The sequence below is a fragment of the Pseudomonas sp. AL10 genome, from assembly GCF_029960685.1.
GTDB lineage: Bacteria > Pseudomonadota > Gammaproteobacteria > Pseudomonadales > Pseudomonadaceae > Aquipseudomonas > Aquipseudomonas lactis.
This window is the reverse complement of the sequence record NZ_JASBQZ010000001.1, coordinates 82,579-97,180: the sequence shown is the minus strand read 5'-3', so window position 1 is coordinate 97,180 and position 14,602 is coordinate 82,579. Positions and strand designations below refer to the sequence as shown.

Genomic DNA, 14,602 nt, shown 5'->3' with positions numbered 1-14,602 from the left:
TCACCTGACTAAAGTGTATTCGGACGCTCAACGGCGCTGTCGGATTTTCAGGCGTATGGATACTATGCGCGCCATGCAAATACCCCTCGATCACCCGCTGCTGCAACGCATCGTCGACGACCTGGCCGAAAAAGGCTGGTCGCAGCAAAATGGCTTCCTGCCCCAGGCTCTGACCCTGGAGCTGGCGGCTGAGTGCCGTAAACGTGCGGCGCAGGGTGAATTGGCGCCCGCAGCGGTAGGGCGTGGGCCGGCCCAGGAGATTCGCGAAGGCATTCGCGGTGACCATATCCAGTGGCTGGAGGAGGGTGACGCGCCTATCTGCGACACCTATATGGGCGTGATGGACGGCCTGCGCCTGGCGATGAATCGCAGCCTGTTCCTGGGCCTGGAAGATTTCGAAAGCCACTTTGCGATGTACCCGCCGGGGGCGTTTTACCTCAAGCATGTAGACCGTTTTCGCGACGACGACCGGCGCATGGTCTCGGCGGTGATTTACTTGAACGACGCCTGGCTGCCCGAGCATGGCGGCCAACTGCGCATGTACCTCAAGGGCGGTGTCGAATACGACGTGGTGCCTGCCGGGGGTTGCCTGGTGGTATTCCTGTCGGGCGAGGTGCCCCACGAAGTCCTGCCCGCTACGCGTGAACGCCTGTCCTTGACGGGCTGGTTTCGCCGGCGGGGCAACGAGCCGTTTTAAACATGGAAAAGATTCTGGTCAGCCGCTGCCTGCTCGGGCACAAAGTGCGTTATGACGGCGGGGCCAGCGGCCCGTTCGACCAACTGGCAGCGTGGCAAGCTGAAGGTCGCGTGGTTGCCATCTGCCCGGAAGTGGCGGGCGGCTTGCCCACACCGCGGTCATCGGCCGAAATCCCAGGCGGGCAGGGCATCGACGTGTGGGAAGGCCGCGCCCAGGTGCTGACGGCCGAGGGCGAAGACTTCACCAGCGCCTTTCTCGACGGTGCCCGCCAGGCCTTGGCGCTGGTGCAACGCCATCACATCCGCATCGCCATTCTCAAGGCCAACAGCCCATCCTGCGGCAACCTGTTGACCTATGACGGCACCTTCAGTGGGGTGAAGGTCAGTGGCGAAGGCGTCACGGCGGCGCTGCTCAAGCGCCATGGTGTGCAGGTGTTCAGTGAGCTGCAGTTGCCAGAGGCGGCGGTGGCCCTCACCCGGCTTTAGAAACTTGCATAAATCAAATGTGGGAGCAGGCAAGCCAGCTCCCACATTTACTGCACCTCAAACCACTTCTTTGTCAGCGCCTTCAACCGGCCATCGTCCGTCACCCGCTTCAACGCCCCATTCAAACTGCTTTTGAACGCCGGGTTGCCCTTCTGGAACGGGATCGCCAATTGCGGCTTCTGGTGATAAGCCTCACTGAAATCGAAACGATCCTCAAGCTCGGCAGTCATAGCGATATGGTTAATGGCCACGTCGTACTTGCCGGTTTCCACGCCGGAAAGCAGGTCAGCGTTATCGGTGGTGATAAACGAGGAGCGCACCTCCATTTCCTTGGCCAGCAGTTCACCCAGCTCCACTTCAAAGCCTGCGAGTTTGTCGCCCTCTTTGAAATTGTACGGCGGGGTGTTGGCTTCCAGGGCGATGCGCAGTTCACCGCGATCGTTGACGTCGTCAATCAGTTCGGCATGAGCCAAGGGGCTCAGAAGAGCAAGCAGCAGCAACAGGCCAGGCGAAAAGCGCATGGTCACTCCTAAAGAATTCGTACAGGCGAGGCGCCGTTGAGCATCGTTTTGCTATGGTGTCGGGTGCCTTGGACCGCAATTTATCGCGAAGTTGTCATAACCCTACAGATTTCACAGAAAAACTGGAGAAGCGAATGAAAGCCCTTTTGTCCCGTGCAACGATTGCCAGCCTTTTGCTGGGTACCTCGATGTTGGCCAGCGCCGCAGACCTTCCGCGTACACCTGCACCTGAAGGCGCGGAAGTGTTTATCGTCTCGCCGAAAGATGGCGCCACCGTTGATAAAACCTTCACCGTCAAATTCGGCGTCAAGAAGCTGGACCTGGAGCCGATCGACAAGCAAGTGCCTAACGCCGGTCACCACCACCTGCTGGTAGACCAGGAAGTGGGGGCGCTCAACGCTAACGAGGCGATCCCGGCCACGCCTACCTCGATTCACTTCGGCAAGGCGCAAACCGAAACCGAGCTGACCCTGACGCCAGGCAAGCACACCCTGCAACTGGTGGCCGGCGACAACGTGCATCGCCAGTTCGAACCCACTGTTGCATCGAAAGTGATCACTGTTAACGTCAAATAAAAAAACGGGAGCCCTTTGCGGGGCTCCCGTTTTTTATTGGTAGGAGCGAGCTTGCTCGCGAAGAACCTGAGGGCGCCGCGTTTAATCAGGCTAAACGCGTCATCGTTGACGTTCTTCGCGAGCAAGCTCGCTCCTACTAGAACAACACGCGGCTACGAATAGTGCCGTTGATGTGCTGCAGCTTCTCTTGCGCCAGGTCCGAGTACTCGGCGTCGACGTCGATCACCACGTAGCCGACCTTCTCGTTGGTCTGCAGGAACTGACCGGAGATGTTGATGCCATTTTCCGCGAAGACCTTGTTGATCTCCATCATCACGCCAGGGATGTTCTGGTGGATGTGCAGCAGGCGGTGCTTGCCCGGGTGAGCCGGCAGGGCCACTTCCGGGAAGTTGACCGACGATACCGAAGTACCGTTGTCGCTGTACTTGACCAGCTTTTCCGAGACTTCCAGGCCGATGTTGGCTTGGGCTTCAGCGGTGGAGCCGCCGATGTGCGGGGTCAGGATCACGTTGTCCAGGCCACGCAGCGGGCTTTCGAAGATGTCGTCGTTGGAGCGTGGCTCCACCGGGAACACGTCGATGGCAGCGCCGATCAGGTGCTTGTCCTTGATCGCGTCAGCCAGGGCGTCCAGCTCGACCACGGTACCGCGAGCGGCGTTGATCAGGATCCCGCCTTTCTTGATCGCGCGGATTTCCTTCTCGCCGATCATCCACTGAGTCTCGGCCGTTTCCGGCACGTGCAGGGTGACGATGTCGGACATGCCCAGCAGCTCGGTCAGGCTGGCCACTTGGGTGGCGTTGCCCAATGGCAGCTTGGTCAGGGTGTCGTAGAAGAACACCTGCATGCCCAGGCCTTCAGCCAATACCGACAGTTGCGTGCCGATCGAGCCGTAGCCAACGATACCCAGCTTCTTGCCGCGGATTTCGAAGGAGTTGGCCGCGCTCTTGATCCAGCCGCCACGGTGGCAGGAAGCGTTCTTCTCAGGGATACCGCGCAGCAGCAGGATGGCCTCGGCCAGCACCAGCTCCGCAACGGAACGGGTGTTGGAGTACGGTGCGTTGAACACCGCGATGCCGCGCTCGCGCGCTGCATTGAGGTCGACCTGGTTGGTGCCGATGCAGAAACAGCCGACAGCCACGAGTTTCTTGGCGTGGTCGAAGATCTCTTCGGTCAGCTGAGTGCGGGAGCGAATGCCGATAAAGTGCGCGTCGGCGATCTTTTCCTTGAGCTGGGCTTCCGGCAGAGAACTGGTGATGTACTCAATGCTGGTGTACCCGGCGGCTTTCAGAACGTCGACAGCCGATGGGTGGACGCCTTCCAGAAGAAGGAACTTGATCTTGCTCTTATCGAGAGAAGTCTTGCTCATCTGCGTAAACCTGTATCCCGGAGAAAATTGGCAGGGAGTCGAGCAGCGCAAGCTGACCCGGACGGCAGGAAAGCCGTCACCGCAGAAACGCCCTTTGGGTCTGTCCTGCGGGGGCGGTATGCTAGCATACGCACCCCGCTAAACACCTATTCCTGCGACGTGAAGCGTTCTCAGGATGACCATGAATTGTTCGAGAGTTCTGTCGATGACCCATCCTGCCCTGATTGATGAGCTAAAGACCCTGGTTGAGCCCGGCAAAGTGCTGACCGACGCCGACTCCCTGGAGGCTTACGGCAAGGATTGGACCAAGCACTTCGCCCCCGCACCCACCGCCATCGTGTTCCCCAAGACCACCGAGCAGGTGCAGGCCATCGTACGCTGGGCCAATGAACACAAGGTGGCGCTGGTGCCATCGGGTGGGCGCACCGGGCTGTCGGCGGCTGCCGTGGCCGCCAATGGCGAAGTGGTGGTGTCGTTCGACTATATGAACCAGATCCTCGACGTGAACCTCACCGACCGCACCGCCGTGTGCCAGCCGGGTGTGGTCACCAAGCAGTTGCAGAACGTCGCTGAAGAAAACGGCCTGTATTACCCGGTGGACTTCGCCTCGTCCGGTTCCAGCCAGATTGGCGGCAATATCGGCACCAATGCCGGCGGGATCAAAGTAATTCGCTATGGTATGACCCGCAACTGGGTGGCCGGCATGAAGGTCGTCACTGGCAAAGGCGATGTGCTGGAGCTGAACCGCGACCTGATCAAGAACGCCACCGGCTACGACATGCGCCAGCTGTTTATCGGTGCCGAGGGCACCCTGGGCTTTGTGGTCGAAGCCACCATGCGCCTGGACCGTGCGCCGAAGAACCTCACGGCGATGGTGCTCGGTACGACTGATTTCGACTCGATCATGCCGGTGCTGCATGCCTTCCAGAGCAAGCTGGACCTGACCGCCTTCGAATTCTTCTCCGACAAGGCCCTGGCCAAAGTCCTTGGCCGTGGCGATGTGCCGGCGCCGTTCGAAACCGAGTGCCCGTTCTACGCTCTGCTGGAATTCGAAGCCACCACCGAAGAAGTCGCCAACCACGCCCTGGAAACCTTCGAGCATTGCGTGGAGCAAGGCTGGGTGCTGGATGGCGTGATGAGCCAGAGCGAAACCCAGCTGCACAACCTGTGGAAACTGCGCGAGTACATCTCCGAAACCATTTCCCACTGGACGCCGTACAAGAACGACATCTCGGTGACTGTCTCGAAAGTGCCGGCGTTCCTGAGCGAAATTGACGCGATCGTCGGTGAACACTACCCGGACTTCGAAATCGTCTGGTTTGGCCATATCGGTGACGGCAACTTGCACCTGAACATCCTCAAGCCGGAAAACCTGAGCAAGGATGAGTTCTTCGCCAAGTGCGCCACCGTGAATAAGTGGGTGTTCGAGACCGTCGCCAAGTACAACGGCTCGATCTCCGCCGAGCACGGGGTGGGCATGACCAAGCGCGATTACCTGACCTACAGCCGTTCACCGGTTGAAATCGAATACATGAAGGCCGTTAAAGCGGTGTTTGACCCTAACGGGATCATGAACCCCGGCAAGATCTTCGCTGTTTAATCGCACCTGAAGGAGTCGTTCCATGAGCTACCAGCACAAGTATGTCGACGGCACCAACATCCACTTCCCGGTGGGTAAAGTGGTGTGCATCGGGCGTAACTACGCCGAACACGCCAAGGAACTGGACAACCCGGTGCCCACCGAGCCGCTGCTGTTCATCAAACCGGGCAGCTGCGTGGTGCCGTTGGAAGGCGGTTTTGCCATACCGACCGAACGTGGTTCGGTGCACTACGAAGCGGAAATCGCCGTGTTGATCGGCAAGCCTTTGTCCGCCAAGCCGAGCCGGGAAGAAGTGCTGGACGCCATCTCCGGCTTCGCCCCGGCCCTGGACCTGACCCTGCGCGACAAACAGGCCGAGCTCAAAGCCAAGGGCCTGCCGTGGGAAATCGCCAAGTCGTTCGATGGCGCGGCGGTGATTGCGCCCTTCGTGGTCAGCAGTACCTTTGCGGACATGGCCGATATCGGCATTCGCCTGAGCATCAACGGCGAAGTGCGCCAGGACGGCAACAGCGCTCAGATGCTCAACCCGATTGTGCCGATGATTCAGTACATGGCAGGTTGCTTCTCCCTGCAAGCGGGCGACGTGATCCTGACCGGCACCCCGGCGGGTGTTGGCCCGTTGAATGTGGGGGATGAAGTGGTGTTGGAACTGGCAGGTGTGAACCGTTTCGAAAGCGTTGTGCGCTAAGTAGCCGGCACACTGCGATCAAACTGTGGGAGCGGGCTTGCCCGCGATTGAGGGCGTTCAGTCAACTGTTCAGTGACTGTCACACCGCCATCGCGGGCAAGCCCGCTCCCACAGTTGTTTGTGTACATCTGCAAGATCCGGCGTTTTGCATTTTTTTCACACGCCATCCGGATAATTCCCTGCTCTTGCGCGCGGGTCCTTGAATCCTGTGCTATCCCCTACAGCTCACTTTCCGGAAAAGCGCTCAATGGTCGTGCCTCTGCCCACTTCGAAAACCTCGCTCCGCTCTCGCTTGTCCATGCGCTGGTATTCCTGGGTGTTCTTGGCCGGTGCCATTTTGTATGGCATCGCCTGGGCCATGCACTGGGACGATCGCGGCCTGCTGTGGGTGCTGGAACGTTTCGAGAGTTCGGCCGAACGCCGCGAAAGTGTGTGGCTGCCGGACTATCACGTGGTGATCGACGCCAAGTTGCTGCCCGGTATGGAGAAGGATGAGGCATCAGACCTGTCCTATAACCCGCAGACCAAAACCCTGTTTTCGGTGATGGGCAAGAACCCCTTTCTGGTTGAGCTGAGCCTGCAAGGCGATGTGTTGCGCAAAATGCCCCTCAACGGCTGGAACAATCCGGAAGGTGTGGCGGTGATGGAAAACGGCTTGATGGCGGTGGTCGATGAGCGCGATCACAGCCTCACCGTGGTCAAGGTGGACGCCAGCACCACCGCGCTGAACAAGGCCGATTTCCCCAGTCATGACCTGGGCCCGTCCAAAGACCAGAACAAAGCCTTTGAAGCCGTCACCTGGGACAAGCGTAACCAGCAACTGGTGCTGGGCGAAGAGCGCCCGCCGGCCTTGTTCACCTGGAAAAGCGATGGCAATACGCTGACCGGCGACAAGCAAAAACTGGCCAGCACCGAACTGGATGTGCGTAACCTCTCGGCTTTATCAATCGACCCACGTACCGGGCATTTGCTGGTGCTGTCGGCCGATTCCCACCTGCTGCTGGAACTGGATGAAACGGGCGAGCAAGTCAGCTTCATGACCTTGCTTGGCGGCTTCAATGGCCTGAAAGACACGATCCCCCGTGCCGAAGGCGTGACCATGGACGAGAGCGGCAACCTGTACATGGTCAGTGAACCAAACCTGTTCTATCGCTTTGAAAAGCAGAAATAACTGACGAATTACGTCAGACTTTTCTTTATAAACGGCATTCGCCAGACAGTCCGGTGCGTTTAAGTTTAAATTCAGGTGACCTTGATATCTATTCGCCAGTTTTTTCTCTGAGCCCGCCCCGATGCGTCGACTTGCCCGCCCTAAACCTGCTGTTTTTATCTTGCTATTGCTCGCCTTGGTCGCTGCCGGGCTGGTGGCACAGCAGTTCCGTCTGTTCGAACGCGCCTGGTTCAACTGGCGGGTGTGGTACCAGCCTGCGGATGAGCGCGCCATTGGCCTGGCGGACTACCGTGTCACCCTCGAAGGCCAGGTGATCGAAGGGCTCGACGACGATGTCTCGGCCCTGACCTACGACCCCGTGCGCAAAAGCCTGTTTACCGTCACCAATAAAAACGCCGAACTGGTCGAGTTGTCGCTGGAGGGCAAGATCCTGCGGCGCATTCCGCTGGTGGGCTTTGGCGATGCCGAAGCGGTGGAATTTATCAGCGACAACATCTACGTCATCAGCGATGAGCGCCAGCAGCGCTTGATCAAAGTGCATGTGGACGAAGACACCAAGTTCCTCGACGCTGCCGATGCGGAGCAAATGACCCTGGGCGTGCACGTCGGCGGCAACAAGGGCTTTGAAGGGTTGGCCTACGATTCGGTGGGCAAGCGCTTGTTCGTGGCCAAGGAACGCGACCCCATGCTGATCTACGAGGTGCACGGGTTTCCCCATTTCAAGCCGGAAAAAACCTATTCGGTGCATGTGATCAACAACCCCAAGCGCGATGCCGGGCTGTTTGTGCGCGACCTGTCGAGCTTGCAATACGACGAGCGCAGCGGCCATCTGTTGGCGCTGTCGGATGAGTCGTTCCTGGTCTTGGAGCTGGATATTGATGGTCGCCCTCTAAGCAGTCTGTCGTTGCTTAAAGGGCGCCATGGCCTGAGCAAGCGCGTGCCCCAGGCCGAAGGGATCGCCATGGATGACGACGGCACGCTGTACATGGTCAGCGAGCCCAACCTGTTTTACGTGTTCAAGAAACCCTGATCAGAACATCCATTGCACGCCCAGCGAATAACCGGTCTGGCTGCCTTCGGCATGCCCGAGGCGGCCGTTGACCTCGGCGAACACGCCCAGCTGTGGGGTGATCGCCAGTTGGCTGCCGAGTTGTGCGCGAGCATAGCTCTTATCCACTGAGCCCAGCCTGGCGGTGCGGGCCTGGCCATCGGCGCGTGCGGTAAGCTGCAAGTCTTCCAGGCGGCCATCGGCCAATTCCTTTACCCAGGCGATGTCGCCGTAGGGCATCAGGTTCAGACCATAGGGCAGGGCAACAGCGCCGCGTACGCGCCAGCCGAGGCTGGCTTCCAGCGAGTCGAAAGACTGCTCTTCGTATTCCAGGGCCGTGCGCAGGTTCTGCTTTTCGTGGAACTTGTCGATGCGGTAATGGCTGTAGTCCAGGCCGGCGAACGGCCCGCTCTTGATCGCGCCAAAGTCAAAGTCATAGCCACCCAGCACCCGTGCGCCCAGCGCCAGGGCATCGGTGTCGCCCGTCAGTTGCTGGTTGAGCAGGATCGGCCCGCCATTGGCCTGGATGACCAGGTTGCGCTTGGAATCGAAGCGCGTGTGGCCCACGCTCAGGTCACCGGCCAGCCAGCTTGGCCCACCATCGTTGAGCAGTGCATAGACGGCTGCCTGCCAGGTGTCGCTGTCGAGCTTGCCGCGATGCTCCAGTTTGTCGCGCCCATTGAGGTAGCTGAGGCTGGCGCCGATATTCAGGCTTGAAGTCAGTTGGTAGTCGCCGAGGGCATGCAGGCCCAGGCGTCGGGCTTCGGGGTTGGGGGCAGTGTCAAAGCCGCTGTCCGGGTTGTATTCGCCATCCACGCCGATCTCGCCATCAAAGCTGCCCACCTCGCGGCTGGCCGCTTGCAGGGTCAGCCAGCGGCGATCATGCAGGCGTACCAGGGCCTGATGCTGGCGTTGCAGGTTGTCTTGCATATTGCGCGCAACGGCACCGCCGGAAGCGGTCGAGGCCATCAGGTCGGCGTTGGTCAGTTCCAGCACCAGGCGGCTGAGCAGGCGTGAATAGTCACGCAGGCGCTGGTCGATGCGCGCCTGGCCGAATGCATCGGTCAGCACGGCTTTGTTGTCTTCGGTGGGGTCGTGCCAGGTCGAGCCGCCGGGGATTTTCGGGTTGTCGGTCTGGGTGTAGCCGTCCAGGTCGCCCAGTTCCCAGTTGGTGGCCTCTATATAAAGGATCGGGATATTCAGCGGTTCGAACGCTTCACCATCGCTGCAGCAGCCAGTGCCCTTCGGGTACTGCGGGTCGAGGCCGGGGTTGCTGAACAGTGGGATGTTCAACTCCTTGGCGATCTGGAAGGTGTGCTCGCGCAAGGAGGCCAAGGCCGGGTTGGCGGTGCTGTTCTGGCCGGCGTGGGCATACATCATGTCACCGGTGATCAGGCTGTCGAGGTTGATCATCGCGAGCATGTTGGCGCGCTGGCTGGCGCTGAGTGAGTCGACAAAGGCCCGCGAGCCACGCAGGCCTTCTTCTTCGGCGCCGAAGCCAACGATTTGCAGGCCATTTTCCAGTGACAGGCCGCCGAGGTTCTTCGCCACCTCAGTCAACACGCTGGCGCCGGAACCGTTGTCATCCAGGCCTTGTAGGGTCGGGCGGCCGAAGTAGGTATCGAAATGCGCGCCAATCACCACGTACTGGGCCTTGGTGCCAGCGGCAGAGGCCACCACGTTTTGCGAAGCCCGGCTGCCGTTGTTCCAGGTGAAATCCTGGCGGCTGATGTTATAGGCCGTGCCCATCTGGCTCTGCATCCAGTCGGCTGCCCCGGCAAAATTGGCCGTGCCGCGATAACGGCCAGGGTAATCGTTGATCAGCTTTTCCAGGGTGGTGTTGGCGTGCTGGCCGTAATCGTACGCCTGGCTATGGGTGGGCAACAGGGCACCGGCAACGCTGATGGCGAGGGCTAGAGGCTTTATCACAAGGTCTTCCTTGAGGTGAGGGGGACGTTCAAGCCCAGACCCTTTGCACAATGCGCGCCTCATTCCCTGGGCGGCTGCAAATTGGCGCATTGTTAAACGCGTGGGTCGCGTGGCTGTAATTTGTAACGGATTGGATACCAGGCGGGGCAGGGGATGCCGTGACAGAGCGCACGGTTTTGGCGAGGAGTGCTGCGAAAAGTAGCGTTTTTGTTACATCGCTTTAGAGCCGAGCGCTAACACATGTGGGAGCTGGCTTGCCTGCGATGGCCTCGCCTCGGTATCCATTGATACACCGAGTCGTCTGCATCGCGGGCAAGCCCGGCTCCCACAGGGTCAGGCTTTGAGGGTTTTCACGCCTTCCGGGGTACCCAGCAGCAATACATCCGCCGGGCGCGCGGCGAACAGGCCGTTGGTGACCACGCCCACAATGGCGTTGATCTGCGTCTCCAGTTCCACCGGGTTGGTGATCTGCATATTGAACACGTCGAGGATGATGTTGCCGTTATCGGTCAACACGCCTTCGCGGTACACCGGGTCGCCGCCCAGTTTCACCAGCTCGCGGGCCACGTGGCTGCGGGCCATGGGGATGACTTCCACCGGCAGTGGGAACGTGCCCAGCACGGGGACCAGCTTGCTCGCGTCGGCGATGCAAATGAAGGTCTTGGCCACGGCCGCGACAATCTTCTCGCGGGTGAGGGCCGCGCCGCCGCCTTTGATCAGGTTCAGGTGTTCGTCGCTTTCATCGGCGCCGTCGACGTAGAACTCCAGGTCGCTCACGGTGTTGAGTTCGTACACCGGAATGCCATGGCCCTTGAGGCGGGCAGCGGTGGCTTCGGAACTGGCGACGGCGCCGTCGAACGCGCCCTTGTGCTGGGCCAGTGCGTCGATAAAGCAGTTGGCGGTGGAACCGGTGCCGACACCGACGATGCTCTTGTCGTCGAGTTTAGGAAGGATTAAATCGACAGCGGCCTGGGCCACTGCCTGTTTGAGTTGATCCTGGGTCATGCGGGCTCCGGAACGGGCGGGGAATTAACGAGGGCGGTGAGTATAACCCAACAAAACCTCGGGATTCGTGTGGTCGCCCGGCCAAACGCTGGGTTAGACTCCTTGGCCCTGCCCAACCCGTGAAGTAGATGCCTGCCGATGCTTGAACACTACGTCAAAAAAATCCTCACCTCGCGCGTTTACGACATCGCCGTGGAAACCCCCTTGCAGACTGCCCGCCAGCTCTCCGAGCGGCTGGGTAACAAAATTTGGCTCAAGCGCGAAGACTTGCAGCCGGTGTTCTCGTTCAAGATTCGCGGCGCCTACAACAAGCTGACCCAGCTCAGTGCCGAAGAGCGTGCACGCGGCGTCGTCACCGCGTCGGCCGGCAACCATGCCCAGGGCCTGGCCCTGGCGGCCAAGGTGCTGGGGGTGAAAGCCACCATCGTGATGCCCAAAACCACCCCGGAGATCAAGGTCGAAGGCGTGCGTTCCCGTGGTGGCAAAGTGGTGTTGCACGGTGATTCCTTCCCGGAAGCCCTGGCCTACTCGCTCAAGCTGGTCGACGAAAAAGGCTACGTGTACATCCACCCCTACGATGATCCGCATACCATTGCCGGGCAGGGCACCGTGGCGATGGAGATCCTGCGCCAGCACCCAGGGCCGCTGGACGCGATTTTCGTACCGGTGGGCGGCGGCGGCCTGATCGCCGGGATTGCGGCGTATGTGAAATACCTGCGCCCGGAAATCAAGATCATCGGCGTGGAGCCGGACGACTCCAACTGCCTGCAAGCCGCCATGGCGGCGGGCGAGCGCGTGGTTTTGCCGACTGTGGGAATCTTCGCCGATGGCGTGGCGGTGGCGCAGATCGGCCAGCATACCTTCGACATCTGCAAAGACTATGTGGACGAAGTGATCACCGTCAGCACCGATGAAATCTGTGCGGCGATCAAGGACATCTACGATGACACCCGCTCCATCACCGAACCGGCCGGTGCGCTGGGTGTGGCCGGGATCAAAAAGTACGTCGAGACCCGTGGCGTCAGCGGCCAGAGCTTTGTCGCCATCGACTCGGGTGCTAACGTCAACTTCGACCGTTTGCGCCATGTGGCCGAGCGCGCCGAGTTGGGTGAAGGTCGTGAGGCCATCATCGCCGTGACCATCCCCGAGCGGCCGGGCAGCTTCAAGGCCTTCTGCGAAGCGGTGGGCAAGCGCCAGATCACCGAATTCAATTACCGCTACCACTCCGGCAGCGAAGCGCACATCTTCGTCGGCGTGCAGACCCACCCGGAGAACGACCCGCGTAGCGCGTTGGTGGCCAGCCTGACCAGCCAGGGTTTCCCGGTGCTGGACCTCACCGAGAACGAACTGGCCAAGTTGCACATCCGCCATATGGTCGGTGGGCATGCGGCCAAAGTCAGCGACGAGTTGGTGTTTCGCTTCGAATTTCCGGAGCGACCGGGGGCGTTGTTCAACTTCCTGCACAAGCTCGGCGGGCGCTGGAACATCTCGATGTTCCACTACCGCAACCACGGCGCGGCTGACGGCCGAGTGGTGGCGGGCTTGCAAGTGCCGGCGGACGAGCGCCACCTGGTGCCTGCCGCGTTGGCGCAAATCGGTTACCCGTACTGGGATGAAAGCGAAAACCCGGCTTACCAGCTGTTCCTCGGTTGAGCGACTACGCTGACTGAGCGGCCTAAAAGGAATAGAGACCATGGAAACGCTGACCACCCTCAAGGTGATCCACATCACCGCCACCGTATTGCTGCTGCTCAGCGGCCTGGGCCTGGCGGTATTGGCGTGGCGTAAACGCAGCGCCGGCCCGTCTGCGACCGTGCAACGCCCCTGGGCATTTATATGGCTGCTGATGGGGATATGCCTGGTGAGCATGCCGTTCACCGGCTGGTGGCTGGTGCACCTGCTCGGCAGGCCATTGGGGCAAACCTGGATCTTGGGCTCCAGCATCCTCTACACCGTGGCGGCGCTGGCCTGGTTCTGGCTGGTGGCGCGGCTCAATCGGCTGCGCAAGGGCGAGGGCGGGAGCCTGAATTTCACCCTGGTGCTGGCGGTGGTCAGCCTGGTGGGGTTTGTGGCGATTGCAGGGCTGATGGGCGCCAAGCCTGTTTGATTCCCTGTAGGAGCGAGCTTGCTCGCGAAAAACTCAAGGGCGCCGCGTTCATTCAGGATGCGCGCGTCATCGTTGACGATTTTCGCGAGCAAGCTCGCTCCTACAGGTGAAACCGGTCAGCTGCGCAGTGTAATCACCGGCCAACCACGCTTTTCAGCCTCAGCGCGCAAATTCGGATCCGGATCCACTGCCACCGGGTGGGTCACCTGCTCCAGCAACGGCAAATCATTCATCGAATCGCTGTAGAAGTAGCTGCCTTCCAGGCTATGCCCGGTTTCTTCCAGCCAACGGTTCAAACGTGTCACCTTGCCCTCACGAAAGCACGGCACATCAGTGCTGCGCCCGGTATAGCGGCCGTCCACCATTTCGCACTCGGTGGCGATCAAGGTCTCGACGCCCAGGCGTGCGGCAATCGGCGCGGTGACGAAGCGGTTGGTGGCGGTGATGATCACCAGCTTGTCACCGGCGGCGCGGTGCTTGGCCAGCAGCTCGACGGCCTTGGGGAGCATGATGGGCTCGATGCAGTCGCGCATGTAGTCGTTGTGCCACGCGTCCAGCTGGGCCATCTCGGTGCGGCCGAGGATTTCCAGGCAGAAGTTCAAGTAGGCGGCGTTATCCAGCGTGCCGGCCAGGTAGTCCTGGTAGAACTCATCGTTGCGGGCCTTGTAGGCCACCGGGTCGAGAAAACCGCGTTCACACAGGTAATCGCCCCAGGCGTGATCGCTGTCACCGCCCAGAAGGGTATTGTCCAAGTCGAATAAGGCCAGGCGCATTGCAGTTACTCGCTGAAAAGTCTGTAAAAAGGCGTCCAGAATACGGTCTTTTCACAAGAGTGCACATAAGGTAAGAAGCCTCGTTGCCGCTGGAACAACCTTTGTGGAACAATGCGGCGACATGCGTTTGCGAGGTTGTTGCCGTGATCGACCCCGATGGTTTCCGTCCTAATGTCGGCATTATTCTGACGAATGATGCCGGACAGGTGCTATGGGCTCGCCGAATCAACCAAGATGCCTGGCAGTTTCCTCAAGGTGGAATCAACCCCGACGAAACCCCTGAAGACGCCTTGTACCGTGAGTTGAACGAAGAAGTCGGCCTTGAGCGCGAAGATGTACAAATTCTGGCCTGTACCCGTGGCTGGTTGCGCTATCGTTTGCCGCAACGCCTGGTGCGTACCCACAGCCAACCGCTGTGCATCGGCCAGAAGCAGAAATGGTTTCTTTTGCGCCTGATCTCCAACGAGCAGCGGGTGCGGATGGATTTGACCGGTAAACCGGAGTTCGATGGCTGGCGCTGGGTCAGCTATTGGTATCCGTTGGGCCAGGTGGTGACATTCAAGCGCGAGGTTTATCGTCGCGCTCTCAAAGAGCTTGCCCCGCGCCTTTTAGCGCGCGACTGACGACGGAGTTCGAC

At 60.2% G+C, this 14,602-nt stretch carries 15 protein-coding genes and 1 pseudogene; 10 read left to right on the top strand and 6 right to left on the bottom strand.

Annotated elements, in window-relative coordinates; translation table 11 throughout:
• Positions 1–64 precede the first annotated feature (64 nt).
• Complete coding sequence (locus QK296_RS00470; protein WP_057710221.1) at positions 65–697, top strand: 2OG-Fe(II) oxygenase; 633 nt, start codon at positions 65–67, stop codon at positions 695–697.
• Between the two features lie 2 nt (positions 698–699).
• On the top strand, positions 700–1,182 hold the full coding sequence (locus tag QK296_RS00465) for a DUF523 domain-containing protein (RefSeq protein ID WP_003195220.1): 483 nt from the start codon (positions 700–702) through the stop codon (positions 1,180–1,182).
• 47 nt (positions 1,183–1,229) lie between these two features.
• Here the strand turns inward: QK296_RS00465 and QK296_RS00460 are convergent, their stop codons facing one another.
• The gene (locus QK296_RS00460; protein WP_003195218.1) at positions 1,230–1,703 is read right to left on the bottom strand and encodes a transporter substrate-binding domain-containing protein; all 474 of its coding nucleotides are present in this window, start codon (positions 1,701–1,703) and stop codon (positions 1,230–1,232) included.
• A gap of 134 nt (positions 1,704–1,837) precedes the next feature.
• Between QK296_RS00460 and QK296_RS00455 the strand changes: the two genes are divergently transcribed.
• Positions 1,838–2,278, top strand: a complete 441-nt coding sequence (locus tag QK296_RS00455) for a DUF4399 domain-containing protein (protein WP_003195216.1) — start codon at positions 1,838–1,840, stop codon at positions 2,276–2,278.
• Between the two features lie 38 nt (positions 2,279–2,316).
• Here QK296_RS00455 and QK296_RS00450 read toward each other — a convergent pair.
• Both QK296_RS00450 and serA read right to left on the bottom strand, forming a co-directional pair.
• Positions 2,317–2,403 (bottom strand): annotated as a pseudogene (locus tag QK296_RS00450) (outer membrane lipoprotein carrier protein LolA); the annotation flags it as partial.
• Positions 2,404–2,414: 11 nt separating this feature from the next.
• On the bottom strand, positions 2,415–3,644 hold the full coding sequence (gene serA / locus QK296_RS00445) for a phosphoglycerate dehydrogenase (protein ID WP_003195214.1): 1,230 nt from the start codon (positions 3,642–3,644) through the stop codon (positions 2,415–2,417).
• A 205-nt stretch (positions 3,645–3,849) separates the two neighbouring features.
• Between serA and QK296_RS00440 the strand changes: the two genes are divergently transcribed.
• From QK296_RS00440 to QK296_RS00425, 4 genes are all read left to right on the top strand, one after another.
• Positions 3,850–5,244: an FAD-binding oxidoreductase gene (locus QK296_RS00440; protein WP_003195210.1), complete on the top strand. Its 1,395-nt coding sequence runs from the start codon at positions 3,850–3,852 to the stop codon at positions 5,242–5,244.
• A gap of 22 nt (positions 5,245–5,266) precedes the next feature.
• Positions 5,267–5,932: a fumarylacetoacetate hydrolase family protein gene (locus tag QK296_RS00435; RefSeq protein WP_034134009.1), complete on the top strand. Its 666-nt coding sequence runs from the start codon at positions 5,267–5,269 to the stop codon at positions 5,930–5,932.
• 247 nt (positions 5,933–6,179) lie between these two features.
• Complete coding sequence (locus QK296_RS00430; protein ID WP_137204141.1) at positions 6,180–7,103, top strand: SdiA-regulated domain-containing protein; 924 nt, start codon at positions 6,180–6,182, stop codon at positions 7,101–7,103.
• Positions 7,104–7,224: 121 nt separating this feature from the next.
• Positions 7,225–8,133 carry an SdiA-regulated domain-containing protein gene (locus QK296_RS00425; RefSeq protein WP_034134008.1) on the top strand — a complete coding sequence of 303 codons (909 nt, stop codon included), beginning with the start codon at positions 7,225–7,227 and terminating at the stop codon, positions 8,131–8,133.
• Here the strand turns inward: QK296_RS00425 and QK296_RS00420 are convergent, their stop codons facing one another.
• Entirely contained in the window at positions 8,134–10,080 is a 1,947-nt protein-coding gene (locus QK296_RS00420; RefSeq protein WP_282390474.1) for an autotransporter domain-containing protein, read from the bottom strand. It abuts the gene before it with no gap.
• Between the two features lie 333 nt (positions 10,081–10,413).
• Entirely contained in the window at positions 10,414–11,085 is a 672-nt protein-coding gene (gene rpiA, locus QK296_RS00415) for a ribose-5-phosphate isomerase RpiA (protein WP_003195201.1), read from the bottom strand.
• Between the two features lie 138 nt (positions 11,086–11,223).
• On the opposite strand from rpiA, the gene ilvA reads away from it, so the two are divergent.
• Entirely contained in the window at positions 11,224–12,738 is a 1,515-nt protein-coding gene (gene ilvA, locus QK296_RS00410; protein ID WP_003195199.1) for a threonine ammonia-lyase, biosynthetic, read from the top strand.
• 40 nt (positions 12,739–12,778) lie between these two features.
• A complete protein-coding gene (locus QK296_RS00405) occupies positions 12,779–13,192 on the top strand; it encodes a DUF2269 family protein (protein WP_282390473.1) in 414 nt (137 codons plus the stop codon).
• Positions 13,193–13,308: 116 nt separating this feature from the next.
• Here QK296_RS00405 and QK296_RS00400 read toward each other — a convergent pair whose 3' ends face one another.
• A complete protein-coding gene (locus tag QK296_RS00400) occupies positions 13,309–13,965 on the bottom strand; it encodes an HAD family hydrolase (RefSeq protein WP_281915962.1) in 657 nt (218 codons plus the stop codon).
• Positions 13,966–14,108: 143 nt separating this feature from the next.
• Here QK296_RS00400 and QK296_RS00395 point away from each other — a divergent pair, with 143 nt between their 5' ends.
• Positions 14,109–14,588 carry an RNA pyrophosphohydrolase gene (locus tag QK296_RS00395; RefSeq protein ID WP_003176750.1) on the top strand — a complete coding sequence of 160 codons (480 nt, stop codon included), beginning with the start codon at positions 14,109–14,111 and terminating at the stop codon, positions 14,586–14,588.
• Positions 14,589–14,602 lie beyond the last annotated feature (14 nt).

Excerpts from the sequence above, each read along its gene's own strand:
- QK296_RS00470 (WP_057710221.1), top strand. The coding sequence starts at position 65 with ATGCGCGCCATGCAAATACCCCTCGATCACCCGCTGCTGCAACGCATC.
- QK296_RS00465 (WP_003195220.1), top strand. The coding sequence starts at position 700 with ATGGAAAAGATTCTGGTCAGCCGCTGCCTGCTCGGGCACAAAGTGCGT.
- QK296_RS00460 (WP_003195218.1), bottom strand. The coding sequence starts at position 1,703 with ATGCGCTTTTCGCCTGGCCTGTTGCTGCTGCTTGCTCTTCTGAGCCCC.
- QK296_RS00455 (WP_003195216.1), top strand. The coding sequence starts at position 1,838 with ATGAAAGCCCTTTTGTCCCGTGCAACGATTGCCAGCCTTTTGCTGGGT.
- serA (WP_003195214.1), bottom strand. The coding sequence starts at position 3,644 with ATGAGCAAGACTTCTCTCGATAAGAGCAAGATCAAGTTCCTTCTTCTG.
- QK296_RS00440 (WP_003195210.1), top strand. The coding sequence starts at position 3,850 with ATGACCCATCCTGCCCTGATTGATGAGCTAAAGACCCTGGTTGAGCCC.
- QK296_RS00435 (WP_034134009.1), top strand. The coding sequence starts at position 5,267 with ATGAGCTACCAGCACAAGTATGTCGACGGCACCAACATCCACTTCCCG.
- QK296_RS00430 (WP_137204141.1), top strand. The coding sequence starts at position 6,180 with ATGGTCGTGCCTCTGCCCACTTCGAAAACCTCGCTCCGCTCTCGCTTG.
- QK296_RS00425 (WP_034134008.1), top strand. The coding sequence starts at position 7,225 with ATGCGTCGACTTGCCCGCCCTAAACCTGCTGTTTTTATCTTGCTATTG.
- rpiA (WP_003195201.1), bottom strand. The coding sequence starts at position 11,085 with ATGACCCAGGATCAACTCAAACAGGCAGTGGCCCAGGCCGCTGTCGAT.
- ilvA (WP_003195199.1), top strand. The coding sequence starts at position 11,224 with ATGCTTGAACACTACGTCAAAAAAATCCTCACCTCGCGCGTTTACGAC.
- QK296_RS00405 (WP_282390473.1), top strand. The coding sequence starts at position 12,779 with ATGGAAACGCTGACCACCCTCAAGGTGATCCACATCACCGCCACCGTA.
- QK296_RS00400 (WP_281915962.1), bottom strand. The coding sequence starts at position 13,965 with ATGCGCCTGGCCTTATTCGACTTGGACAATACCCTTCTGGGCGGTGAC.